The 24,054-nt window shown below is 73.6% G+C and carries 21 protein-coding genes; 13 read left to right on the forward strand and 8 right to left on the reverse strand.

The window, feature by feature from the left end; all coding sequences use genetic code 11:
* Nucleotides 1-84: 84 nt before the first annotated feature.
* A complete protein-coding gene (gene valS, locus IEW03_RS08480) occupies nucleotides 85-2,868 on the reverse strand; it encodes a valine--tRNA ligase (protein WP_188523239.1) in 2,784 nt (927 codons plus the stop codon).
* A 60-nt stretch (nucleotides 2,869-2,928) separates the two neighbouring features.
* On the opposite strand from valS, the gene IEW03_RS20565 reads away from it, so the two are divergent.
* The 4 genes from IEW03_RS20565 (at nucleotide 2,929) to IEW03_RS08500 (ending at nucleotide 5,885) form a co-directional block, all read left to right on the forward strand.
* Nucleotides 2,929-3,558 carry a GNAT family N-acetyltransferase gene (locus IEW03_RS20565; protein WP_268236087.1) on the forward strand — a complete coding sequence of 210 codons (630 nt, stop codon included), beginning with the start codon at nucleotides 2,929-2,931 and terminating at the stop codon, nucleotides 3,556-3,558.
* Nucleotides 3,559-3,595: 37 nt separating this feature from the next.
* The gene (locus IEW03_RS08490) at nucleotides 3,596-4,600 is read left to right on the forward strand and encodes a TIGR03557 family F420-dependent LLM class oxidoreductase (RefSeq protein WP_188523240.1); all 1,005 of its coding nucleotides are present in this window, start codon (nucleotides 3,596-3,598) and stop codon (nucleotides 4,598-4,600) included.
* Nucleotides 4,597-5,433, forward strand: a complete 837-nt coding sequence (cofE, locus tag IEW03_RS08495) for a coenzyme F420-0:L-glutamate ligase (protein WP_188523241.1) — start codon at nucleotides 4,597-4,599, stop codon at nucleotides 5,431-5,433. The genes IEW03_RS08490 and cofE overlap by 4 nt, the downstream gene beginning before the upstream one ends.
* A gap of 65 nt (nucleotides 5,434-5,498) precedes the next feature.
* Complete coding sequence (locus tag IEW03_RS08500) at nucleotides 5,499-5,885, forward strand: hypothetical protein (protein ID WP_188523242.1); 387 nt, start codon at nucleotides 5,499-5,501, stop codon at nucleotides 5,883-5,885.
* Nucleotides 5,886-5,913: 28 nt separating this feature from the next.
* Here IEW03_RS08500 and IEW03_RS08505 read toward each other — a convergent pair whose 3' ends face one another.
* A complete protein-coding gene (locus IEW03_RS08505) occupies nucleotides 5,914-6,279 on the reverse strand; it encodes a VOC family protein (protein ID WP_188523243.1) in 366 nt (121 codons plus the stop codon).
* A 231-nt stretch (nucleotides 6,280-6,510) separates the two neighbouring features.
* Here IEW03_RS08505 and IEW03_RS08510 point away from each other — a divergent pair, with 231 nt between their 5' ends.
* A complete protein-coding gene (locus IEW03_RS08510; protein ID WP_229737846.1) occupies nucleotides 6,511-7,359 on the forward strand; it encodes an SGNH/GDSL hydrolase family protein in 849 nt (282 codons plus the stop codon).
* Nucleotides 7,360-7,392: 33 nt separating this feature from the next.
* Here the strand turns inward: IEW03_RS08510 and IEW03_RS08515 are convergent, their stop codons facing one another.
* The 4 genes from IEW03_RS08515 to IEW03_RS08530 all read right to left on the reverse strand — a co-directional run bounded on the left by IEW03_RS08515 (nucleotide 7,393) and on the right by IEW03_RS08530 (nucleotide 11,875).
* Nucleotides 7,393-7,896: a YbaK/EbsC family protein gene (locus IEW03_RS08515; protein WP_188523245.1), complete on the reverse strand. Its 504-nt coding sequence runs from the start codon at nucleotides 7,894-7,896 to the stop codon at nucleotides 7,393-7,395.
* A gap of 84 nt (nucleotides 7,897-7,980) precedes the next feature.
* Entirely contained in the window at nucleotides 7,981-9,222 is a 1,242-nt protein-coding gene (locus tag IEW03_RS08520) for an AI-2E family transporter (RefSeq protein WP_188523246.1), read from the reverse strand.
* Nucleotides 9,223-9,278: 56 nt separating this feature from the next.
* Nucleotides 9,279-10,442, reverse strand: a complete 1,164-nt coding sequence (gene corA, locus IEW03_RS08525) for a magnesium/cobalt transporter CorA (protein WP_188523247.1) — start codon at nucleotides 10,440-10,442, stop codon at nucleotides 9,279-9,281.
* Nucleotides 10,443-10,828: 386 nt separating this feature from the next.
* Nucleotides 10,829-11,875: an alcohol dehydrogenase catalytic domain-containing protein gene (locus tag IEW03_RS08530; RefSeq protein WP_229737847.1), complete on the reverse strand. Its 1,047-nt coding sequence runs from the start codon at nucleotides 11,873-11,875 to the stop codon at nucleotides 10,829-10,831.
* Between the two features lie 260 nt (nucleotides 11,876-12,135).
* Between IEW03_RS08530 and IEW03_RS08535 the strand changes: the two genes are divergently transcribed.
* The 8 genes from IEW03_RS08535 (at nucleotide 12,136) to IEW03_RS08570 (ending at nucleotide 22,992) form a co-directional block, all read left to right on the forward strand.
* Complete coding sequence (locus IEW03_RS08535; RefSeq protein ID WP_188523248.1) at nucleotides 12,136-13,362, forward strand: ROK family transcriptional regulator; 1,227 nt, start codon at nucleotides 12,136-12,138, stop codon at nucleotides 13,360-13,362.
* Entirely contained in the window at nucleotides 13,359-14,219 is an 861-nt protein-coding gene (locus IEW03_RS08540; RefSeq protein WP_188523249.1) for an ABC transporter permease, read from the forward strand. The genes IEW03_RS08535 and IEW03_RS08540 overlap by 4 nt, the downstream gene beginning before the upstream one ends.
* Nucleotides 14,219-15,052 carry an ABC transporter ATP-binding protein gene (locus IEW03_RS08545; RefSeq protein ID WP_188523250.1) on the forward strand — a complete coding sequence of 278 codons (834 nt, stop codon included), beginning with the start codon at nucleotides 14,219-14,221 and terminating at the stop codon, nucleotides 15,050-15,052. The genes IEW03_RS08540 and IEW03_RS08545 overlap by 1 nt, the downstream gene beginning before the upstream one ends.
* A gap of 41 nt (nucleotides 15,053-15,093) precedes the next feature.
* Nucleotides 15,094-16,110, forward strand: a complete 1,017-nt coding sequence (locus tag IEW03_RS08550) for an aliphatic sulfonate ABC transporter substrate-binding protein (protein ID WP_188523251.1) — start codon at nucleotides 15,094-15,096, stop codon at nucleotides 16,108-16,110.
* A 5-nt stretch (nucleotides 16,111-16,115) separates the two neighbouring features.
* Nucleotides 16,116-17,672, forward strand: coding sequence for a sulfatase family protein (locus IEW03_RS08555; RefSeq protein WP_268236089.1), 1,557 nt, complete (start codon nucleotides 16,116-16,118; stop codon nucleotides 17,670-17,672).
* A complete protein-coding gene (locus IEW03_RS08560) occupies nucleotides 17,669-19,255 on the forward strand; it encodes a sulfatase family protein (protein WP_188523253.1) in 1,587 nt (528 codons plus the stop codon). The genes IEW03_RS08555 and IEW03_RS08560 overlap by 4 nt, the downstream gene beginning before the upstream one ends.
* Nucleotides 19,252-20,595 (forward strand): family 43 glycosylhydrolase, encoded by a 1,344-nt coding sequence (locus tag IEW03_RS08565; protein WP_229737848.1) that lies wholly within the window; start codon nucleotides 19,252-19,254, stop codon nucleotides 20,593-20,595. Before IEW03_RS08560 ends, IEW03_RS08565 begins: the two co-directional genes overlap by 4 nt.
* Before the next feature lie 66 nt (nucleotides 20,596-20,661).
* A complete protein-coding gene (locus IEW03_RS08570; RefSeq protein WP_188523254.1) occupies nucleotides 20,662-22,992 on the forward strand; it encodes a M28 family peptidase in 2,331 nt (776 codons plus the stop codon).
* Nucleotides 22,993-23,005: 13 nt separating this feature from the next.
* Here IEW03_RS08570 and IEW03_RS08575 read toward each other — a convergent pair whose 3' ends face one another.
* Nucleotides 23,006-23,674, reverse strand: coding sequence for a nucleoside/nucleotide kinase family protein (locus IEW03_RS08575; RefSeq protein ID WP_188523255.1), 669 nt, complete (start codon nucleotides 23,672-23,674; stop codon nucleotides 23,006-23,008).
* Nucleotides 23,671-24,036 carry an MmcQ/YjbR family DNA-binding protein gene (locus tag IEW03_RS08580; RefSeq protein ID WP_188523256.1) on the reverse strand — a complete coding sequence of 122 codons (366 nt, stop codon included), beginning with the start codon at nucleotides 24,034-24,036 and terminating at the stop codon, nucleotides 23,671-23,673. The genes IEW03_RS08575 and IEW03_RS08580 overlap by 4 nt, the downstream gene beginning before the upstream one ends.
* Nucleotides 24,037-24,054: the final 18 nt, after the last annotated feature.

The raw sequence follows: 24,054 nt of genomic DNA on the forward strand, positions 1-24,054 counted from the left end.
CGCCGCCGAGACGCAGCGCCCTCCCACGGCCGGCCGTGGGAGGGCGCTGCGTCCTGGTCGTCAGGCTGGTCGTCAGGCTGGTCGTCAGGCCTTCGGCTTGCGGGCCGGGGGCTCGCCGAGCTCGGACGCGGTGACGACGATGCCGCCCTGCACGTCCGTGTTGCCCTGACCCTCCGTGGCCTCGACCAGCTCGAGCGGCCCGGTCACGCGCCCGGCGCCCTTGACGTCGTCGAGGGCGCCGCGCACGCCGGCCAGCAGCGTGGCGGGGACCGCCATCGTGGCCTCGAGGACCGGGGTGCGCATGGACACCTTCGCCTCGGACTTGATCTTGCGCAGCGCGGCGAGCGCGTGCCCGGCCCCGGCGAGCTGGGCGGGGTCGGCGTCGCCTGCGGCGGAGCGCAGCGGCTCGGCCGACGGCCACGCGGCGCGGTGCACCGAGCCGGTGCGCCACCACGACCAGACCTCCTCGGTCGCGAACGGGAGGAACGGCGCCAGCAGCCGGAGCATCACGTCGAGGGCGAGCGCGAGCGCGGTGCGCGCGCTCACGGTCTCGTCCGCCAGCTCGGCGCCCGCCGCCCCGGCGTACGCCCGGTCCTTGACCAGCTCGAGGTAGTCGTCGCAGAACGTCCAGAAGTACGTCTCGGTGACCTCGAGGGCCCGGGTGTGGTCGTAGGCCTCGAACGCCTCGGTGGCCTGCTCGACGACCGTGGCGAGGCCGGCGAGCATCGCGCGGTCGAGGTCGACGGTCACCCGCGCCGGGTCGAGGACGATCTCGCCCGTGCCCGTCTCCGGGTCGACGCCGAAGGTCAGCGCGAACTTGGACGCGTTGAGGACCTTGATCGCCAGGCGCCGGCCGATCTTCATCTGGCCGACCTCGAAGGCCGCGTCCGTGCCGAGGCGGGCCGCCGCCGCCCAGTAGCGCACGGCGTCCGCCCCGTGCTCGACGAGCAGGTCCATCGGCGTGACGACGTTGCCCTTGGACTTCGACATCTTCTTGCGGTCGGGGTCGAGGATCCAGCCGCTGATGGCCGCGTGCTTCCACGGCAGGACGTCCTTCTCCAGGTGCGAGCGCACGACGGTGGAGAACAGCCAGGTGCGGATGATGTCCTGGCCCTGCGGGCGGAGGTCCATCGGGTAGACGCGGTCGAAGAGGTCCGGGTCGCGCTCCCAGCCGGACACGATGAGCGGCGACAGGGACGACGTCGCCCAGGTGTCCATGACGTCCGCGTCGCCGACGAAGCCGCCCGGCTGCCCGCGCTGCGCCTCGTCGTAGCCGGCGGGCGCCTGCGAGGTCGGGTCGATCGGCAGCTCGGCCTCCGACGGCACGATCGGGTGGTCGTGGTCGACCTCGCCCGCGTCGTCCAGGGGGTACCACAGGGGCACGGCCACGCCGAAGAACCGCTGGCGCGAGATGAGCCAGTCGCCGTTGAGGCCGTTCACCCAGTTCTCGTAGCGCACCCGCATGAAGTCCGGGTGGAAGTCGAGCTCCTTGCCGCGGGCGAGCAGCTCGGCCTTGAGGTTGCGCTCCGACCAGTCCCGGCCGCCGTTGCGGATGTACCACTGGCGGGAGGTGACGATCTCGAGGGGCTTGTCGCCCTTCTCGTAGAAGTTCGTCATGCGCTGGGTCTTGACGGGCTCGCCGTCCAGGTCGCCGGAGGCGCGCAGCGCGTCGACGACGGCCGTGCGGGCGGAGAACGCCGTCTTGCCCGCCAGCTCCTGCGTGTACAGGTCCTCACCGGGGCCGTCCGCGATCCACGCGGGGGTCTCGCGGCTCAGGCGGCCGTCGCGCTGGATGACGGAGCGGGTGGCGAGCTGCAGCTCGCGCCACCACTGGACGTCGGTGAGGTCGCCGAACGTGCAGCACATCGCGATGCCGGCGCCCTTGTCCATCGCGGCGGCGGGGTGCGCGAGCACCGGGACCTCCACGCCGAACAGGGGGGAGGTGACCGTGGTGCCGAAGAGGTCCTGGTACCGCTCGTCGTCGGGGTGGGCGATGAGGGCGACCACCGCGGGGATGAGCTCCGGCCGCGTGGTCTCGATGTGCAGAGGGCTGCCGTCGGGCCGGTGGAACGCCACCCGGTGGTAGAAGCCCGGGTACTCGCGGGCCTCGAGCTCGGCCTGGGCCACGGCGGTCTGGAACGTGACGTCCCACAGCCCGGGAGCCTCGGCCTGGTAGGCCTCGCCGCGGGCGAGGTTGCGCAGGAAGGCGCGCTGCGACGCGGCACGGGAGGTGGCGTCGATGGTCTGGTAGTTCTGCGCCCAGTCGACGGACAGCCCGAGCCGGCGCCACAGCGCCTCGAACTGGCGCTCGTCGTCCGTGGTGAGCCGCTCGCACAGCTCGATGAAGTTGCGCCGGCTCACCGGCACCTGGTCGGCGGGCTTCACGTTCTTGCCGTCGGTGCCCTGGTGCGGCGGCTCGAAGCCCTCGACGTAAGGGAGCGACGGGTCGCAGCGCACGCCGAAGTAGTTCTGCACGCGGCGCTCGGTGGGCAGGCCGTTGTCGTCCCACCCCATGGGGTAGAAGACCTCCTTGCCGCGCATGCGCCAGAAGCGGGCGACCGTGTCCGTGTGGGTGTAGCTGAAGACGTGGCCCACGTGCAGGGAGCCGGAGACCGTCGGCGGCGGGGTGTCGATCGAGTACACCTGCTCGCGGGTGGCGGAGCGGTCGAAGGCGTACGTGCCCTCGGCGGACCAGCGCTCGTCGAACCGCTCCTCGAGCCCGTCGGTGCTCACCTTGTCGGGGACCTCCCGGACCACCGCGCGTACGACGTCGCCGGCTACCTGAGCAACGCTGCTGCCGGTCGGAGGGGTCGCTGCGGCGGGCTGCGCGGGCGCGGTCGGCGCCTCGTGGGTCGGGAAGTCGCTCATGGTCGGCCATTCTCCCAGATTCGCGCCGCCGGTCGAAGCGGTCGGTCCGCGCGCGACCTGGTGGGACCCGAGCGGGGACGAGCGGGCGGACGAAGGGCCGGGCGAGGGGCACGTCGCCGTCGTCCGGCGGTTCAACCGCAGCGACACGCAGCGCGTGGGCGCGCTCGACGACTCCTTCCTCGGCACCGGGATGCCGCTGGGCACGGCGCGGTCGCTGTTCGATATCGGCACGCGGCGGGCACCGCCCGCGACCTGCGGGAGCGCCTGGGGCTGGACTCCGGGTACCTCAGCAGGCTGCTGCGGCGGCTCGACGCCGGCGACCTCGCCGCGGGCGCCGACCGGCTGCGACCGCCGTCCGGGGCGTTCGTCGTCGCCACGTGCGACGGCGCACCCGTGGCGTGCGGGGGAGTGCAGGCGCTCGACGACGGCGCCGGCGAGATCAAGCGGATGTGGGTGCACCCCGCCTGGCGCGGCGCCGGCCTGGGGTCCCGGCTGCTGCGCCACATCGAGGGCGTCTGCCGCGACCTGGGACACGACGTCGTCCGGCTCGACACGAACGGCAGCCTCACCGAGGCGCTCGCGATGTACGAGCGGGCGGGGTACCGGCACGTGGGGCGGTACAACGACAACCCCTACGCGGAGCACTTCTTCGCCAAGCGCCTCGCCGGCGCGAGCGATGTCGGCCGGTAGCAGGTATCACGCCGCAGGCCGGGGATAGGGTCGGAGCATGCCTTCCGGTCTCACCATCGGCTATGCCGCGATGCTCGAGCAGTTCCACCCGTCCGAGGTCGTCGACCTCTCCGCGTACGCCGAGGAGCACGGCTTCTCGGGCGTGATGGCGGCCGACCACTTCCAGCCCTGGGTACCGCAGCAGGGCGAGGCCGCGTTCGTCTGGAACGTCCTGTCCGCGCTCGGCGAGCGCACCCGGGGCGACCTCGGCCCGGGCGTCACCGCGCCCACCTTCCGGTGGCACCCGGCGATGGTGGCGCAGGCCTCGGCGACCCTGGCCGCGATGTACCCCGGGCGGCACTGGCTGGGCCTCGGCTCGGGCGAGGCGCTGAACGAGCACGTCGTCGCGGGCTACTGGCCCGAGGCGCCGGAGCGGATCAACCGCATGTTCGAGGCCATCGACATCATCAAGAAGCTGTTCGCGTCGGGCATCGACGGCAAGGACGTCAAGCACTCCGGCCAGTACTACAAGATGGAGTCCACGCGGCTGTGGACGATGCCCCAGGTCGCGCCGGAGATCCTCGTCGCGACGGCCGGGCCGATCACCGCGAAGCGTGCCGGCAAGCACGCCGACGGTCTCATCACGGTCGGCGCGCCGCTCGAGAAGATCGAGATGCTCTTCGGCAAGTTCGACGACGGTGTGCGCGAGTCGGGTCGTGACCCGCAGGGCATGCCGAAGGTGCTGCAGGTGCACATGTCGTGGGCGCCCACCGACTCCGAGGCGCTCGCGAACGCGATGACCGAGTGGCCCAATGGCGGCATGAAGTTCCCCAAGGCCGACATCCGCTCGCCGCACGACTTCGCCCAGATGGCCAAGCTGGTGCGCCCCGAGGACTTCGAGGGGCGGATGGTGATCTCCGCCGACCCGGACGCGCACCGCGAGGCCATCCAGCGGTACGTCGACCTGGGCTTCGACCGTATCTACCTGCACAACGTGGGGCGCAACCAGAAGGAGTGGATCGAGGTCTTCGGTCGCGAGGTGCTGCCGAAGCTGGTCCGGTGAGCGGGAGCCTCGCGGACGCCGCCCCCGGTGACCGGCTCGCGGTGTGGGCGCCCGACGGGTTCCCGGAGGTGCGCCCCGGGGACGACCTCGCGGCCCTCGTCGGCGACCTGCTCGCGGCGGACGCCCGGGCGTCGGGCGACCCCCTGCGCGACGGCGACGTCGTCGTCGTCACGTCCAAGGTCGTGTCCAAGGCAGAGGGGCGCGTCGTCCAGGCGGCCGACCGGGAGCAGGCGATCACGGACGAGACGGTGCGGGTCGTCGCGACGCGGGAGCGCCCCGACGGGCTCTCGCCCCTGCGGATCGTGGAGAACCGGCTCGGCCTGGTGATGGCGGCCGCCGGCGTCGACGAGTCGAACACCCCCGACGGCACGGTGCTGCTGCTGCCGGTGGACCCGGACGCGTCGGCGCGCGGCCTGCGGGCCGCGCTCCGGGCGCGGTTCGGTCTCGACCGCCTCGGCGTGCTGGTCACCGACACGGCCGGCCGGCCGTGGCGGGACGGACTGACCGACATCGCGATCGGCGCCGCCGGCGTCGCCGTCGTCGACGACCTGCGCGGAGGTGTCGACGCCCACGGCCGGCCGATCTCCGTCACGGTGACGGCCCTCGCGGACGAGATCGCCGCGGCGTCGGAGCTGGTGCGCGGCAAGACGGCCGGGCGGCCGGTCGCCGTGGTGCGCGGCGTGGGCCGGTACGTGCCGGCGGGCGACGGCCCGGACGCCGAGGGCGCGCGTGCCCTGGTCCGCCCCAGCGCCGACGACCTCTTCCGGGAGGGCAGCGCCGAGGCCTACGCCCGCGGGTTCGCCGACGGCCGGGCGGCCGGCACGCCCAGGTAGCTCCGGGTCCGTGCCGGTACCGGAATGGGCTCGCTGTCCCGGCGGGGCTCGCCTACGGTGCGACCATGCTTCCCGCCGACTGGATCGAGCACCGACGGCCCGACGACCGCGAGCCCGTGGGGTGGATCCGCCCCGACGGCGACGACTGGGTCGCCGTGTCGCTGCTCGGGCGCGCGCTCACGGGACCCGTCGACTGGGCCGTCGCGGAGGAGGCGCTCGAGGAGACCGGGCTGTCCTGGATGGCGGACGCGTGGATGCTCGAGCGCGACGACGACGAGCCGCTGCGGGTCCGGCTCGTGGAGGTCACGCCCGACCGGGTGGTGGTGCAGACCGACGACTTCGGCGCCATCGACGCGCCGGTGGAGCGCTTCGAGCTGCCGTGGCCCGCACCCGACGGCCTCCGTCCGCGCCGGGACGGCGACCCCGACGGCTGGGTCGTGCTCGCCGGCTGATCACGGTCCGGCGCCGTGGTCACCGCCGTCACCCGGCGTCGGTGACCCCTTCGTAGAGGCCGATCTCGTTGCCGTCCGCGTCCCGGAAGACGGCCCACCAGCTGGTCGGGCTGATCTCCGACCTGGGCCGCGCGACGGTCCCGCCGAGCTCGGTCACCTTGGCGAGCGTGTCGTCGATCGAGTCGACCTCGACGTAGCTGCGCGGACTGGTGAAGCCGTCGGAGCGGGGCGCGAGGCCGCCACCGCTGACCTGGTTCGGTGCCCGCCACATCGGGTAGTCCTCGAACCCGGGCGGCGCGGCGATCTCCCAGCCGAACACCCCCGCGTAGAAGGACCGTGCCGCCTCGAGGTCGGCGACCGGGATGTCGATGTGCGTGATGTCTCCGTGTGCCATGGCACGCTCCCGTGGTCTCCGGTGGAGGGTCGCTCCCACGCTAGGCGGCGGGCGGCCCGCCCGCGCGCCGGGGGGCTCGTGATACCGGCTGCGCCGGCGTGCCCGGTGGTGGACTGCGTCGCACGCGGTGATACTCGGTCTCGGCGTCCATCGCAGTACGCCAGTCACCTTGCACGCAAGAAGCAACGAGGGAGTTGTCTCATGCACGCAGCACGTCGACACCGTCGGGCCTTGACCACCGCCGCCATGTCGCTCGCCGCAGGGCTCGCCATGACCGCGGGGCTCGCCCCGGCGGCCCAGGCGGCGCCTCCGCCGATCGACTATGTCGCCCTCGGCGACTCGTACTCGGCGGGTTCCGGCATCCTGCCGCTCGACCCGGACGCCCGGGTCGCCTGTCTCCGCACCACGGTGAACTACCCGAAGATCGTGGCCGACGACCTCGGCGCCGACCTCACCGACGTCACGTGCGGGGCGGCGCAGACCTCGCACCTCACCGAGGCGCAGTACCCGCGGGTCCCCGCCCAGCTGGACGCGCTGAGCGCCGAGACGGACCTGGTGACCCTCACCATCGGGGGCAACGACAACAGCACGTTCATCGGGGCGATCCTCGCCTGCGGCTCGGCGGGCGCGCTCACGGCCGGCCGCGGGAACCCGTGCGAGCGGACGTACGGCGACCACTTCACCAGGCAGGTCACCGAGAGCACGTATCCCGCCGTCAGGCAGGCCCTGCAGGACGTCCGGGACCGCGCGCCCGGCGCCCGGGTCGCGATCCTCGGCTACCCGTGGATCGTCCCGGCGCAGGACGGGTGCTTCGCGAAGCTGCCGATCGCGCGCGGCGACATCCCCTACCTGCGCCACCTGCAGGCCACCCTCAACGGGGTGATCGAGCGCGCGGCCCACGACACCGGTGCGACGTTCGTCGACCTGGCGCAGCGGAGCGAGGGCCGGGACGCGTGCGCGCCCGCGGCCGAGCGGTGGGTCGAGCCGCTGCTCTTCGGCACCAACGTCGTGCCGGTGCACCCGAACGCGCGCGGCGAGGCCGCGATGGCCGACGCCGCGCTCGACACGCTCGGCTACTGAGCCGCGGGGCCGGCAGCCGGGTCAGCAGCCGGGTCAGCCGCCGGGTCGGGCGGCGGGCGGCTCGACCGCGACGGGCGTGCCGCCCGTGAGGCGCGTCAGCTCGTCGAACGTCGTCGGGAAGACCGTCCTCGCGTGGCCCGCGGCCGCCCACACGACGGCGTGGTCCGCGAGCGCGGTGTCCACGTACGTCCGCACCGGCGCCGGATGACCCACGGGCGCGACGCCGCCGATCACCTGACCGGTGGCGTCGCGCACGGTCTCCTTGCTCGCGCGCCCCAGGGTGCCGCCGAGCCGCGCGCCCAGGAAGTCCGTGTCGACGCGGTGCGCGCCGCTGGTCAGCACCAGCACGGGTTCGTCGCCCAGCGTGAAGACCAGCGAGTTCGCGATCGCGCCGACCGGCACGCCGAGCGACTCGGCGGCCAGCGCGGCCGTCGTCACGGCGTCGTCGAGCCACCGGATCTCGCCGGTGGCCCCGTGGGCGTCCAGGGCGGCGCGCACCCTCCGGACGGCCGGGTGCGAGGAAGGGGAGGCGGTCATGCACCGAGGGTAGCCAGAGAGCCGCGGGGGAGAGGTCCGCGGGCGGCTCACGCGCTGACGGCCGCGTCTCGCCGGCTGTGGTCGCTATGTCGTGGGGGTGCGGTCGTCGCCGCCGGCGGGGACCGCGGGCTCGTCCGCGTCTGCGGCGGTGCCCGTGTCGGTGCTCGCCGTCGTGTCCGCCGTCGTGTCCGCCTCGTCAGGATCCTGGACGGCGACGGACCGCGCCGCGGAGCCCCGGGCGGGCGCGGGGCCCGGCTCGTCGTCGGGGTCGACGACGTCGCCGGACAGCCAGCGCAGCCAGGCGGTGCGCGGGTCGCCCTCGAGCACGAGGGCGCGGACGAGCAGGGTCAGCGGGATCGCGAGGATCGCACCGAGCGGCCCGATGACGAACGTCCAGAACACGACCGACATGAAGCTCAGGGTGAGGCTGAGGCTCACGGCGTCGGAGACGAACTTCGGCTGCACGAGCACCTGCAGCACGACGTTCACGACGCAGTAGACCGCCACGACGGCGAGCGCGAGCGGCCAGCCGCCCACGACGAACGCCATGATCGCGGGCGGGACCAGGCCCAGGATGAAGCCGATGTTGGGCACGAAGTTCGTGACGAACGCGAGGATGGCCCACACCACGGGCGCGGGCACGCCCAGCAGGCCGAGGGCGACGCCGTCGACGACGGCGACGACCGCGCCGAACGACGCGTTCACGACGAAGTAGCGCCGCACGCCGGTGCTGAACCGCGTCGCGCGGTCGATCTGGCCCGCGTGGGTGCTGCCGAAGTAGCGCGACGCGGTCGCGTACCGGGCGGCGTCGGCGGCCATGAAGATGGCGTACGCGAGGACGAAGAAGAACGCGGTGGCGATCCCCAGCACCATGCCGCTGACGCTGCCCGCGACGGAGAGCAGCCGGGAGGGCTCGAGCGCCGATGTCGCGGCCTCGGTGATCTGGGCGTCGAGCCCGAGCGCGGACAGCTGCTGGGCGATCTCGTTGACCGAGCGCTCCAGCTGGGAGAAGTAGTTCTGCACGAGGCCCGCGAACTGGAAGCCCGCGAAGACGAGCATGGCGAGCAGCGCCGCGAGGATGAGGTACGCGACGACGACGACGGCGGTCGTCGCCACCCAGCGCGGCCAGCCGCGCTCCTCGAGCGGACGGCGCACGGGGTGGCAGATGATGACGATCACGGCCGCCAGGAACACGGGCGCCAGCACGTCGGCCATCAGGTGGACGCCCGCGAGCACGACCACGGCGGCGGCGAGCGCGAGCAGCGTGCGGATCGCGGGCGTCGAGCCGGGCGAGGCGGGGGGCGCGGACGCCGGTGCTGAGGTCACCCGGAGACCTTACTGGCGCAGCCCGCCGCCCCGCCCGGTCAAATGCCCCGGGCCGGTCAGATCCAGCGCTTGGCGCGGAAGACGGCGAACAGCGCGACGCTCACCGCGAGCATGCCCACCAGGGCCGCCGGGTATCCCCACGACCAGTGGGTCTCGGGCATGACGTCGAAGTTCATCCCGTAGATCGTGCCCACCAGCGTGGGGGCGAACAGGATGGCGGCCCAGCCCGAGATCTTCTTGACCTCCTCGCCCTGGCGGATGCTCACCTCGGTGAGGTGCTTCATCTCCTCGTTCTGCCGCTGCGCGACCAGGGTCGCGTTGACGGTGAGGATGTCGCGCAGCGCGGCCCGGAACGACTCGACCCGGTCGGCGACCTCGGTGAGATGGTCGGCGACGTCGCGCAGGTAGGTCTGCAGGTCCTCGGTGACGCCGTACTTCTCGGCGCCCTTGGCCAGCGACCCGCACACCCGCTGCAGCGGGCGCACGGCGCGCTGGAACTCCACGACCTCGCGGGACAGCTCGTAGATGCGCCGGGACACGCGGGCGTCGCCGCCGAAGACCTCGGACTCGATCTCGTCGACGTCGGCGTCGAGGCCGGTCACGACCGGCAGGTAGTCGTCGACGACGCGGTCCATGATCGCGTACAGCACGGACTCCGGCCCGCGGGCCAGGAGCGCGGGGTGCGCCTCGAGGTGGGTGCGCACGGCCGCGAGGTCCGGGCAGGCGCCGTGGCGGACGGTCACGACGAAGTCGGGGCCGACGAAGACGTGCAGCTCGGAGAACTCGACCTGCTCGGTGGCGTCCACGTAGCGGGCGGCGTGCAGGACGACGAAGAGGGTGTCGCCGTACCGCTCGATCTTCGGGCGCTGGTGGGCGACGATCGCGTCCTCGACGACGAGCGGGTGCAGGTCGAACTCGCGCGCGAGCGTCGCGAGCTCGGTCTCGTCGGGTCGCTCGAGCCCGATCCAGGCCATGCCCCCAGGTCGGGAGCGCAGCTCGCGGAAGGTGTCGGCCAGGCGGGTGTGGCTCGCGACGCGCCGGCCGTCCGCGTCGTAGAGAGCGGACTCGACGACGGACGTGCGGCGGGCCGGGGCCTCGGGTCGGGCGACGTCGGCGTGCGACGCCGGGTTCTCCGAACCGGGGGAGCCGGTGCGGCGGGTGCGCAGCGCGCCGAGCAGGGGGCGGTTGCGCAGGGTGCGGGACGTGGTCGTGACGGCCATGGGGACCTCCGGTGCATGCGGGCATGCAGGGCTGCAGGACGGGTGGGCTGCGCGCGTCGGTCCCGCGACTGCGGCGGGGCGCGCCGTCGTGCGGCGCGGAGAAAGGGGCGCGGGGACGGCGCGTGAGCTGTCCCGGGTGCGCGGGCTCGCCGGGAAAGGGCGAGCGGCCGTCAGTCGCGGACGGGACTACTGGGAGGCTCGCTACGTGTCATGTGCGTGCACCTCCCCGTCTCTCGTGATCGCTCGCGCTGGCCCGGGCCACGGGCCCGGGAACACTGGCCGAAGGCCACTCTAGCCGCTCGGCGCGCACCCGGCCGGGCCGCCGGGCGTGGGGTGCGCCACCCCGGCGTGGCCGGCGCCCGGACACGAGCAGCGCCGGAGCGGCCTCAGCGCCGCGGGTCGACGACGACCATCCCGGCGCGCGGCGTGTCGTGCAGACCGGGCAGCAGACGGGCGCCCTCGGCGAGCCCGACGACCCGGTCGAGGAGGTCCCGGAGGCGCAGCGTGCCCGCCCCGACGAGCGCGAGCAGGTCCGGGTAGTCGGCGGCGGCCATGCCGTGGCTGCCGAGCACGTCCAGCTCCCAGCCGATGACGCGGGCCATCGGCACGCGGGGGTGCCCGCCGACCGGCGGGAGCAGCCCGACCTGGACGTGCCGGCCCCGGCGCCGGAGGCTGAGCACCGCGTCCGCGCAGGTGCGCTCGCTGCCCACGGCGTCGACGCTGACGTGGGCGCCGCCGCCGGTGACCTCGTGCACGACGGCCGGCAGGTCGAGCCCGTCGCGGGCGAGCACGGTCTGCTCGGCCCCCGCCCGGCGCGCGGCCTCGAGCGCGCCGTCGTACCGGTCGACGGCGACGACGTGCGCGCCGAGGGCGGCGGCGACCATCACCGCGCTGAGCCCGACGCCGCCGGCGCCCACGACGACGACCTGCTCGCCCGCCCGCACCCGCGCCCGGCCGGCGACGGCGCGGTAGGCGGTCGCGAACCGGCACCCGAGGCTGGCCGCGGTCGCGTCGTCGACGTCGTCGGGGATCGCCACGAGGTTGGTGTCCGCGGCGTGCAGCACCACCTGCTCGGCGAAGGAGCCCGCGTGCGAGAACCCGGGCTGCGTCTGGTCCGGGCAGACCTGCGACTGGCCCGAGCGGCACCACCCGCACCGCCCGCACCCGCACACGAACGGCGACGTGACGCGGTCGCCGACCTGCCAGCGCTCGACGCCGGACCCGACCGCCGCGACGACGCCCGCCAGCTCGTGCCCCGGCACGTGGGGGAGCGAGGTGATGTCGTCGTCGTGCCCCGCCCAGGCGTGCCAGTCGCTCAGGCACAGGCCGCTGGCGTGCACCGTCACGACCACGCCTCCCGGTGGGGCGGCCGGGTCGGGCAGGTCGCGGACCGTCACCGGGCCGCCGAACTCGTCGAAGGTCATCGCACGCACACCGGGATCCAACCACGGTCGTCGCTCGCTCGTGGGTGGATCTCGCCCGTGGATATCTCGTATATATCCGATGAAATTCATAGGGAATTCGTCCGAGGTCTGGCCGGAAGAATCCCGGCGGCCCTAGCGTCGCGCCCATGTCGAGGACGGTGCGTCGGTCGGGCGAGGCCGGAGGCGATTCTGCCAATGGTCGGGACGGGAGCAGAACTGATTCTGTCGGTCCATTGACGGAAAAATGGCGCCTTCGTAGCGTCGCCGGCATGTCGATGACGACTGGGGTGCACGCGATGGTGCGGCGCACCCACGAGGAGCGGGTGCTCGCCGCGCTGCGTGCCGGCGGGGCCCTGAGCCGCTCCGAGCTGGCCCGGCGGGTCGGCCTGTCCCGCACCACCCTGTCCGAGATCGCCGCGAGCCTGCTGCGCCGGGGCGCCGTCGTGGTCGTCGACACCGACGCCGCCACCCGCAGCGGCAGCGGCCGCCCCGCGGAGCGGCTGGCGCTCGACCCCGCGGCGGGGCAGTTCCTCGGAGTCGACTTCGGCCACCGGCGCGTGCACGTGGCCGTCGCCGACGCGTCGCACGAGATCATCGCGTCCGGCGCGGCGCCGTACGACGACGAGTCGTGGACCACCCGCATCGGGCTCGCGCTCGGGCTGGTGGACCGGCTCGTCGCGCGGGAGGGCCTGCACTTCGGCGCCCTCCAGGCGGTGGGGATCGGCGTGCCCGGGCCCTACGCGGGCGACAGCTCCGGCGGGTCGCCGGTGGCGTGGCACCGGCACGCGACACCGGGCGGCCTGCACGACGCCTTCGCCGACCGGTTCGGCACCCCCGTGTTCGTCGACAACAACACGCGGCTCGCGGCCCTGGCCGAGGCCGTCTCCCGGCCCGACGGCCCCACGGACCTGATCTACGTGCGGCTGTCCGACGGCGTCGGGGGCGGCCTCGTCGTCGCGGGCAGCCTGGTCCGCGGTGCGCGCGGCTTCTCCGGCGAGCTCGGCCACGTCACCGCCGACCCCGGCGGGGTCACCTGCCGGTGCGGCAAGCGGGGCTGCCTGGAGACGATCGCGTCCGTCCCGGCGATCCTCGCGACCTGCCGCGACCGCGGCGTCGAGCTGACCGACCTGCGTGACCTCGCCGTCGCCGTCGACCGGGCGGACCCCGTCGTCGAGGCCGTCCTGCGGGAGGTGGGCACGACCCTCGGCCGGGTGCTGGGCGCCGCGGCGATGGTCCTCGACCCCGTGGACGTCGTCGTGGGCGGCGAGGTCGCCCACGTGGCCCCCGTGCTCGTGGAGCAGGCCGCCGCCACGCTGCGCTACGAGCTGCACTCCGTGCCCACGGACACCCCGCGCGTCGTGCGGGCGAGCCGGCTGGGCGACCACGGCGGCGCCCTCGGCGCGCTCGCCGCCCTCTTCCACGAGTCACCCCTGCTCGCCGGCTACGCCGCCCCCGAGGCCGTCGCCGGCCACCAGTCGAGAAGGAGCGCACGATGACCGCTTCGACCGTCCGACCGTCCCCCGACCGGCCGCGGGCCGCGGGCGCCGTGCCCGGGACCGGCGACCCCCCGACGCCGCGCGCAGCAGGCGGGCCGCGCCGGCGGGCCTCCCGCCGCACCACCGTCCGCGTGCTCAACGTCGTCTCGATCGTCGGCGGCATCGCGATCTGGTGGGTCCTCGCCCTCGCGGGGTTCCAGTTCCCCACACCGCCCGAGGTGGTGAGCAAGGCCGTCGAGCTGTGGCAGGCGGGCACCCTCACGCAGGACGTGCTCGCGAGCCTCGGGCGGGTGCTGACCGGATTCCTGCTCGGCTCGGCGCTCGCGATCCCCGTGGGCTTCCTCATGGGCTGGTACTCGGTGGCGCGCGGGCTCCTGGAGCCGTGGATCCAGTTCTTCCGCACCATCCCGCCCCTGGCGCTGCTGCCGCTGGTGCTGGTGCTCCTGGGCATCGGCGAGCTGCCCAAGGTCTTCGTGATCTTCCTCGCGGCTTTCCTGGCATGCGTCATCTCGACGTACCAGGGCGTGGTGAGCGTCGACAGGACGCTCATCAACGCGGCGACCGTCCTCGGGGCCAAGGACGGGACGATCTTCGCGAGGGTCGTCGTGCCGGCGTCGACGCCGTTCATCCTCGTCGGGATGCGCGTCGGCCTCGGCTCGTCGTGGGCCACCCTCGTGGCCGCCGAGCTGCTGGCCGCCCAGGCCGGCCTCGGCTACCGCATGCAGCAGGCGCAGCTCTACTACGACCTCGCGACGATCTTCGTGGGCATCGTCGTCATCGGGATCCTCGGCCTGGTCATGGATCGGCTGCTGCTGCTCGCGGAGTCCAAGCTCACCGGATGGCAGGAGCGACGCTGATGACCCGGACCACACAGACTCGGACCACACCGGCCGCGACGCAGGGCGTGGGCGGCACCGCGAAGATCTCCGTGCAGCACGTGCGCAAGACGTTCGCGCTGAAGAACGAGGAGTTCGTCGCGCTCGACGACGTCTCCCTCGACATCGCCGACAACGAGTTCGTGACCGTCGTGGGCCCGTCGGGCTGCGGCAAGTCCACGCTGATGAACGTTCTCGCCGGCCTGGAGACCCCGACGTCGGGACACGCGCGCGTGGACGGCGCGGACGTCACGGGCCCGGGGCCCGAGCGCGGCGTGATCTTCCAGCAGTACGCGCTGTTCCCGTGGCTGACCGTGCGCAAGAACATCGAGTTCGGGCTCAAGGTCGCCGGGCTGGGCAAGGCCGAGCGCCGCGAGAAGGCCGAGCACTTCATCGACCTCGTCGGGCTCGGACAGTTCGCCGACGCCCTGCCGAAGATGCTGTCGGGCGGCATGAAGCAGCGGTGCGCCATCGCGCGGGCCTACGCCGTCGACCCGTCGATCCTGCTCATGGACGAGCCGTTCGGTGCGCTCGACGCGCTCACCCGGGTGACGCTGCAGGAGCAGCTCCTGGACACCTGGAGCCGTGAGCAGCGCACCGTCATGTTCATCACCCACGACGTCGACGAGGCCGTGTTCCTCGCGAACCGCGTGGTGGTCATGGCCGCGCGCCCAGGGCGCATCTACGACGTCGTGGACGTCGACCTGCCGTACCCCCGCACCGAGGAGGTGCGTCTCAGCCCGGAGTTCGCCGCGCTGCGCAACCGCGTGTGGCGCTCCGTGTACCACCAGACCCCCGCCGCCACCCGTCCCTGACCCACTCCTGAGCCACGCCCTGACCCACGAAGGACACTCCCATGCGACCTGACCGAACCGCCCGCCGCGCCGTCGCCCTGTCGGCGCTGCTGGCTGCCACGCTCACCGCCACCGCCGCCTGCTCCGGTTCGGACACGGCGGGCAGCTCCCCCGACGCCGAGACCGTGGAGGTGAGCTTCGGCTACATCCCGGACTTCAACGGCACCAGCCTGCTCGCGATCGCCGAGGACCAGGGCCTGTGGGCCAAGCACGGCGTGGAGGCGACCACGCCGTCGTTCACCAACGGCCCGCTGCAGATCCAGGCGCTCGGCACGGGCGACCTGGACTTCGGGTACATCGGGCCGGGGGCGTTCTGGCTGCCGGCGTCGGGCCAGGCCAAGATCGTCGCGATGAACACGCTCGGCCAGGCCGACCGCGTCGTCGGGCAGCCGGGCATCGAGTCGATCGAGGACCTGCGCGGCAAGAAGGTCGCCGTCCCGGAGGGCACCTCGGGCGACATGATCCTCACCCTGGCCCTCGAGGAGGCGGGGATGACCAAGGACGACGTGGAGATCGTGCCGATGGAGCCGTCGGCGATCGTCGCGGCGCTGTCGTCCGGGAAGGTCGACGGCGCCGGGTTCTGGTACCCGGCCCTGGCGACCGTGCAGAAGCAGGTCCCGGACCTCGTGGAGATCGCGGACAACACCGACTTCGAGGAGACCGTGGCGTTCCCCACGGCCTTCGTGGCGGGCAACGAGGTGGTCGAGAACGACCCGGAGAAGCTCGACCGGGTGCTCGCCGTGCTGCGCGACGCGATCGACTACCGCGCCGAGCACATGGACGAGGCGATCGAGCTGACCGCCGAGTTCAACGACCTCCCGGTGGCCGACGTGAAGGCGGACGCCGAGAACGTGCAGGTGCTGAGCCTGGAGGAGATCGACGGCTACACCAAGGACGGCACGTTCGACACCTGGCTGTCGGGGATGGAGGACTACTTCGTCGCGGCCGGCCAGCTGCCCGAGGCCGTCGACCCGGCCGAGTTCTACACCGGCGACCAGTTCCTCGAGGCGGGGAAGTGACGCCCGTGACGGACGCGCCGGGCGCGCCGCGGACCGGGGAACGGACGCGGCCGACCCACGGGCCGACCAACGTCCTGTTCCTCATGACCGATCAGCACCGGGCGGACACCCTCGGCGCCTACGGCAACCCGCGGGCCGCGACGCCGGTGCTGGACGACCTCGCCCGCTCCGGCACGCGCTTCGACCGCTGGTACACGCCGACCGCCATCTGCACGCCCGCCCGCGCCAGCCTGCTGACGGGTCAGGCGCCGTTCCGCCACCGCGTGCTCGCGAACCACGAGCGCAACGTCGGGTACCTGGAGGACGTCGCCGAGGGCACGTTCACGTTCGTCGAGGCGCTGCGCTCCCGGGGCTACAACACGGGGTTGGTGGGCAAGTGGCACGCCGGCACCGAGAAGGACGCCGGTGCCTTCGGGTTCGACGGCCCCGACCTGCCCGGCTGGCACAACCCCGTGGAGCACCCCGACTACCTGAAGTACCTCGCCGACAAGGGCCTCCCGCCGTACGAGATCAGCGACCGCGTGCGCGGCACGCTGCCCAACGGGGGGCCGGGCAACCTGCTCGCGGCGCGCCTGCACCAGCCGCTCGAGGCGACGTTCGAGCACTACCTCGCGACCCGCACGATCGAGCTGCTCGAGCGGTACGCCGACGACTTCCGCAGCGGCGCCAGGCCGTTCTTCCTCGAGCTGAGCTTCTTCGGCCCGCACCTGCCCTACGTGGTGCCGGACGAGTACTTCGACCTGGTCGACCCGGCGGACGTGGAGCTGCCAAGGTCGATCGCGGAGACGTTCGCCGGCAAGCCGCCGGTGCAGGCGAACTACAGCGCGCACTGGACGTTCGACACCATGCCGCTGGAGACGACGCGCAAGCTCATCGCCGTCTACTGGGGCTACGTCGCGATGATCGACCACGAGATCGGGCGCGTGATGGACGCGCTGGAGCGCCTGGGCCTGACCGGCGACACGGCCGTGTTCTTCACGAGCGACCACGGCGAGTTCACCGGCTCCCACCGCCTGCACGACAAGGGCCCGGCGATGTACGAGGACATCTACCGCACGGCGGGGCTGCTGCGCGTGCCGGGCGGGCCGGCGGGGCAGGTGCGCACCGAGTTCGTCAGCCTGCTCGACTGCACCGCCACGATCCTCGAGCTCGCGGGCCTCGACCCCGCACCGGCGGTGGACTCCCGCAGCCTGCTGCCGCTCGCGCGCGGCGCGGACGTGCCGTGGGACGACGACATCGTCTGCGAGTTCCACGGGCACCACTTCCCGTACCCGCAGCGCATGCTGCGCACCGACCGGTACAAGCTCGTCGTCAACCCCGACTCGACCAACGAGCTGTACGACCTCGAGCTCGACCCCGACGAGCTGCTCAACGTCTACGACCTCCCGGAGAGCGCGGAGGTCCGCCGTCGGATGATGCGGCGCCTGTACCAGGTGCTCCGGGAGCGCGGCGACAACTTCTACCACTGGATGACCACCATGTACGACGTCGGCGAGGTCGACCACGACCCCACCCAGTCGGGTCTCGACGAGACCACGTACTCCGGCGAGGTCGCGTCATGACCCGGCGCCCGAACATCGTCCTCGTGCTGACCGACGACCACGCGGCGCACGCGATCGGGGCGTACGGGTCGGTGGTCAACGCGACGCCGCGGATCGACGAGATCGGCGAGCACGGGGTGCGCCTGGAGCGGTGCTACGCGACGAACTCGTTGTGCACCCCGTCGCGCGCGTCGATCCTCACGGGCACGTACTCCCACGTCAACGGCGTGACGACGCTCTCGACACCGATCGACGCCGGCCAGCCGACGTTCGTCTCGCAGCTGCGGGCCGCGGGCTACCGCACCGCGGTGGTGGGCAAGTGGCACATGGGCCACGGCGGCGACCACGACCCGCAGGGGTTCGACTACTGGGACGTGCTGATCGACCAGGGCGAGTACTTCGACCCGACGTTCCGGTCGGCGGGCGGGCTGCGCACGGAGCCCGGGTACGCGACGGACGTCATCACCGACCTCGCGCTGGGCTGGCTGGAGTCGCTGGCTGGCGACGACCCGTGGTGCGTGCTGATCTGGCACAAGGCGCCGCACCGGTCGTGGGAGCCGCACCCGCGGCACGCCGGCCTGTACTCCGACCCGATCCCCGTGCCGGAGTCGTTCACCGACGACTACGCGACGCGCTCGTCGTCCTCGCGACGGGCGGCGATGCGGATCGCCGATCACCTCACGGCCACCGACCTCAAGGTGGACCCGCCCGAGGGGCTGTCCTACGACGAGCTGGCGCTGTGGAAGTACCAGCGGTACATGGAGGACTACCTGCGCTGCGTGGCGTCGGTGGACGAGAACGTGGGCCGGGTGACGGACTGGCTGCGCGAGCGCGGCGAGCTCGACGACACGCTGCTGATGTACTCCTCGGACCAGGGGTTCTTCCTGGGCGAGCACGGCTGGTTCGACAAGCGCTTCATGTACGAGGAGTCGATCCGCATGCCGTTCCTGCTGTCCTACCCGCGGGCGCTGCCCGCAGGCGGCGTGCACGACGACATCGTGACCAACGTCGACCTGGCGCGCACGATCCTCGACGCAGCCGGCGTCGAGGCGCACCCGCGGATGCAGGGCCGGTCGTTCTGGCGCGACGTGGCCGGGGGCGTGGCAAGGGGCGTGGCAGCGGACGGCGAGGGCCGGGAGCCGGCCCCGCAGGGCTTCTACTACCGGTACTGGGAGCACGACGACGCGCACCACAAGGCGCCCGCGCACTACGGGTACCGCGACCGGCGCTACAAGCTCGTCTACTACTACAACGACGGGCTCGGCCTGCCCGGCACCGGGCCGCAGACGTACCCGGGGGAGTGGGAGCTCTTCGACACCGAGCGCGACCCGGACGAGCTGCGCAACGTCGCCGACGACCCCGCCTACGCGGACGTCCGGGCGCGGCTCGAGGCCGACCTGTGGCACGCGCAGTCCGCCGTCGGCGACGTGCCGCACCCGAGCCAGCCGGTGCCGGCGGGCGTCGCGCCCGACCACGCGGCGCCCGGCGGCGGGGCACCGGGCCTGCACCTCACGACGACCGAGCACCTCACGACCGAGCATCTCACGACCGAGCACCTCACGACCGAGCACCACACGACGAACGAGACTGGAGCGAGAGCATGAAGCGACGACAGTTCATGGGCGCGGCGGCCGGCGCCGTCTCGGCGGTGGTGGTCGGCGGGTCGGCCGCCTCCGCGGCGGGCGCGACCACGACGACGGGCGCGGCCCCGGCCGCGGCGCCGACCGCGGCGCCGACCGGCGGGCCGTTCCCGCCCGCGTGGCCCGACCCGGAGCCGTACGGGGCGGCCGACGCCCGCCCCGAGCTGATGCCGCGCGACGACAACTCGATGATCCTCGACCTCGAGCTGCGGCCCCACGACGCCCCGCTCGGCCGCGTGTGGATGCGGGACACCTACGTGAACCAGTTCGAGGTGGACGGCCGGACGCTGTACGTCGCGACGGGCACGACCCGCGCCGCCGGGCAGGTCAACGCCGGGCCGTGGAACGACGGGCTGTACGTCTGGACGGCGCCCGCCCTCGAGGGGCCGTGGACGCTCGCCGACACCACCGGGCTGCGACCCGGGCAGCCGAAGGGCAAGGTCTGGTCGCCGGAGTTCGTGGGGGAGAACGCCCCCGGTCGCACGGTCGTCGCACCCTGGCAGGAGCACTGGACCGACGACGGCCGGTTCGGCAAGCGCGGCAACGTCTGGGCACCGGAGGTGCACCGGTTCCGCGACACCTGGTACATCGTCGCCTGCATGGGCGACCACTCGATCAAGGTCGGGTCGTTCCTACTGGTCAGCGAGGGTGGGATCGAGGGCCCGTACCGGCTCGCCGAGGGCAACGTCGACAAGCCGTTCGGCGAACCGTTCGTCGGGGGCCCGGCCTTCATCGCGCCTGGCGCGTACCACCACATCGACGGGAGCATCTTCACCGAGGGCGACGACGCCTGGCTGGTGCTGCACAACGACCTGTACGCGAGGTTCACCCCGGACATGGAGGACATCGCCACGCCGACGCACCTGCCCGAGTTCGCCCAGACGCCGTACGCGCCCGAGCCGTACCTCGAGGGCGCCTACGTGCAGAAGTACCGCGGCCGCTACTACCTCATGCACGCGGTGTGGGCCCGGTCGTCGACCGGCACCGACGGCAGCCCGCGGTACGCCTACGACCCGGCGGGGCCAGGCCGCGTCCAGGAGCAGTACGACGCGGTCGTCGCCGTCGCCGACCGGTTCGAGGGGCCGTACTCCGAGCGGTACACCGCGGGCGTGGGCGCCGGGCACAACAACATGTTCGTCGACGAGCGGGGACAGGCGTGGGCGACGTTCTTCCGCAACCCGGCGCACGGCTACTGGGCCGACCCGTCGCGGGTGGCCGACGCCGCCGTGCCCGGCGTCGTGCGGCTGGAGTGGACGGGGCCGCACACGCGGCGACTGACCGTGGCGCGGCCGGCGGCCGGCTGAGCGGCGGAGCATGCCACACGCGGTCTCGATTGGGCCACGGGCGGCCGCCGCGACTAGCGTGCGCGCGTGACCCTCACTCGGTCGCGGGCGACGTCGCTCGCGTGCATCCTCTTCCTGCTCCTCCTCACCGCCCTGTCGGTGCAGGCGGTGCAGCCGCCGTCCCCGCAGGACGCCGACGCGCCCGCCGGCGAGTTCAGCGCAGAGCGGGCGTTCGCGACCGTCGAGGCCGTGGGGGGCGAGGTGCACCCCCACGGCACGGCGGCCAACGACGACGTGCGCGCGTGGATCACCGGCGAGCTGGAGCGGCTCGGCCTCGAGCCCGAGGAGGTCGACGGGGTCGGCATGTCCGGCCGCCTCGGCGACCAGAGCCGGGTCGCGGCGACGACCAACGTCGTCGCGACGATCCCCGGCAGCGACTCCACGGGCCCGGTCTTCCTCATGGCGCACTACGACTCCGCCGAGGTGTCGTACGGCGGGAACGACGACGGCGCCGGGGTCGCGACGCTGCTGGAGACGGCCCGTGCCCTCGGCGAGGGGGAGCAGCTGCGCAACGACGTCGTCCTCGTGTTCACGGATGCGGAGGAGGCGTGCCTGTGCGGCGCGGAGGCGTTCGCGCACGCGGACCCGCGGGCCGCCGACGGCGGCGTGGTGGTCAACGTCGAGGCGCGCGGCTCCGCGGGGCCGGCGATCATGTTCGAGACGTCCGACGGCAACGCCGCCCTCGTCGACGCCTACGCGCAGGTGCCGAAGCCCGTGGGCAGCTCGCTCGGGGTCGAGGTCTACCGGATCCTGCCCAACGACACCGACTTCTCGCCCTTCCTCGACGACCCCGCCGAACGCTTCACCGGCCTCAACTCGGCGTACATCGACGGGTCCGCCACCTACCACTCGCCGCTGGACACCCCCGACCGGATGTCGCTCGCGAGCCTGCAGCACCACGGCTCCAACGCCCTCGCCCTGGTGCGCGAGCTCGGCGCCGGGGACGTCTCCGTGCTCGCCGAGCCGTCGCCGTCGGATGCCACGTACTTCACGCTGCCCGGCGGGCTCCTCGCCCGCTACCCGGGCTGGCTGGTCTGGCCGCTGGCCCTCGGGGCGCTCGCGGTCGTCGGGGCGCTGGGCGTGCTGCTCGCGCGGCGGCGCGAGATCCGCGGCGTACCGACGACGGCGGGCCGCCTCGTGCTCGGGTTCGTGTCCGGGCTCGTCCCGCTCGCGGGCGCGGTCCTCGCGTCGATGGCCCTGTGGTGGCTCATGGTCGCCGTCCGCCCCGGCTACGACGAGATGCTGGACCCGTGGCGGCCCTGGGGGTTCCGCGTCGCGCTCCTGGGCCTGGTGGCGACCGTGGGTGCCGGGTGGTTCGTCGGTCTGCGCCGCAGCCTCGGCCCGGTGGCGCTGTCGTACGGGGCGCTGGCCTGGCTCGCCGTGCTCGGGGTCGCGCTCGCGGCGTTCGCACCGGGCGGGTCGTACCTCGCGGCGCTGCCCGCCCTCGCCGTCGCCGTCGCGGGCCTGGTCGTGGTCGTGCGGACGCGGGGGCGTACCGGCGGGCTGTCCGCCCGGCGCGTGGTCGCGACCCTCGGCGCGGCGGTGGCCGTGGTCGTGCTGGCGCCCGTCGTGGTGCTGTTCTTCCCCGCGCTCGGCCTGGCCATGGGGGCCGCGCCCGCGCTGGTCGCGGTGCTCCTCGTGCTGGCCCTGACGCCCGTCGTCGCGGTGCTGCTGCCGCGCCGGCGCCTGGCAGGGCGGATCCTGCTCGGCGGGTGCGGCGCCCTCACCGTCGTCGCACTGGTCACCGGGTTCGTCGTCGACCGCTTCGACGCCGAGCACCCGGAGCCGACCCGGCTCGCGTACGTGCTCGACGCCGACACGGGCGAGGCGCGCTGGGTCTCCGACGAGGCGACCCCCGCCGACTGGACGGCCCGCTACGCGGACACCGAGACCGACCTGGCGGCCGCGTTCCCCATGTTCGACGACCCGGTCTGGTCGGGGGAGGCGGAGGAGGCGGAGCTGCCGGCGCCGCGGGCCGAGGTCACCCGCGACGAGACGGCGGGCGACGAGCGCACCGTGACCCTGTCGGTGACGCCGGGCGAGGGCGCGCCCGTCGGGACCGCCGGTGCGCTGCGGTACGTGCAGCTCAACGCCGACGCGGTGACGTCCGCGACGGTCGCCGGGCGCGAGGTGCCCGTGGACGGCGCGACCCTGGACACCCGGTACTACGCGCCGGACGCCGACGGTTTCGAGGTCGTCGTGACGCTGCCCGCCGACGACGAGCTCGAGCTGCGGCTCGTCGCCGCCGGCGGCGGCCTCGAGGACCTGCCGGGCTTCGAGCCGCGGCCGGCCGGCGTCGGCGTCGCGGGGTCCCACACCTCCGAGCTGGTGCTGGTGGGCACGACCGTCACGCTGTGACCTTGGAGCGCCGCTAGCCGTGCCCGGCCGAGACCAGGCGGACGACGAGGTCGGCGCGCGCCGCGGTGGCAGCGACGAGCTCGGCGTTGCGCTGGTCGGTGCCCAACGACCAGGCGACGGCGTCGGCCTCCGACTTGCCGTGCGCGCGGTGCCGGGCGACGAGCCGCTCCTGGCGCACCGGCTCGTCCGGCGCCAGGAACCACACCTCGCGCATCCGCGCCCGGGCGCGGGGCCAGGCTCCCTGGTCGGCCAGCAGGTAGTTGCCCTCGGTGACGACGAGGGGCACCTCCGGCGGCACGGGGACGGCGCCGGCGAGCGCGTTCTCGTTCTCGCGGTCGAACCAGGGCGCGTACACGGTCTCGCCGCCCGGGTGGGCGAGCCGCTCGACGAGGGCCGCGTAGCCGGCGTCGTCGAACGTGTCGATCGCCCCCTTGCGGTCACGGAGGCCGAGCCGCCGCAGCAGCGAGTCCTCGAGGTGGAAGCCGTCCATGCCGACGAGCACCGCCCGCTGCGGGCCGAGGGCGGCCACGATCGCCTCGGCGAGCGTGGACTTGCCCGCCCCGGGGGCGCCGACGATACCGAGCACCGCCCGCCCGCCCGCGCCGGGGTCGGTCGCCAGGCGTCGCGCGCGCTCGACGAGGTCGCCGGTGGACAGGGGGACGGGCGTCGGCGCGGCGCTCATGCGGGCCGGTCGATCCGGGCCGCGAGCTGCTGCGGCGCCTGGACGCAGTAGGAGTCGGTCAGCAGCTCGGCCAGCTCGTCCCAGTCGGTGCCGTCGTCGAGCAGCAGGCCGACCACGTCCTCGCCCCAGCTCGCCTTGAAGTACGGCGCGCCGAGGTGCTCGAAGGCCGCCACCTCCTGCGGCTCGGCGCGGAACATGATGCGGAACCGCTGGTCCTCGCCGCCGAAGACGTGCGCCACCGTCGCGTGCCGCACGCGCCAGCGGACGCCGGTCCACGCCGACTCCTCGGCGCACTCGGGAAACGCCAGCAGTGGGCGCAACCGCGCCAGGTACTCGTCGGGCACGTCCGGTCGATCGGGCATGGCGTCGAGGGTGCCATG

The organism is Isoptericola cucumis (assembly GCF_014635665.1).
Classification (GTDB): Bacteria; Actinomycetota; Actinomycetes; order Actinomycetales; family Cellulomonadaceae; genus Isoptericola; species Isoptericola cucumis.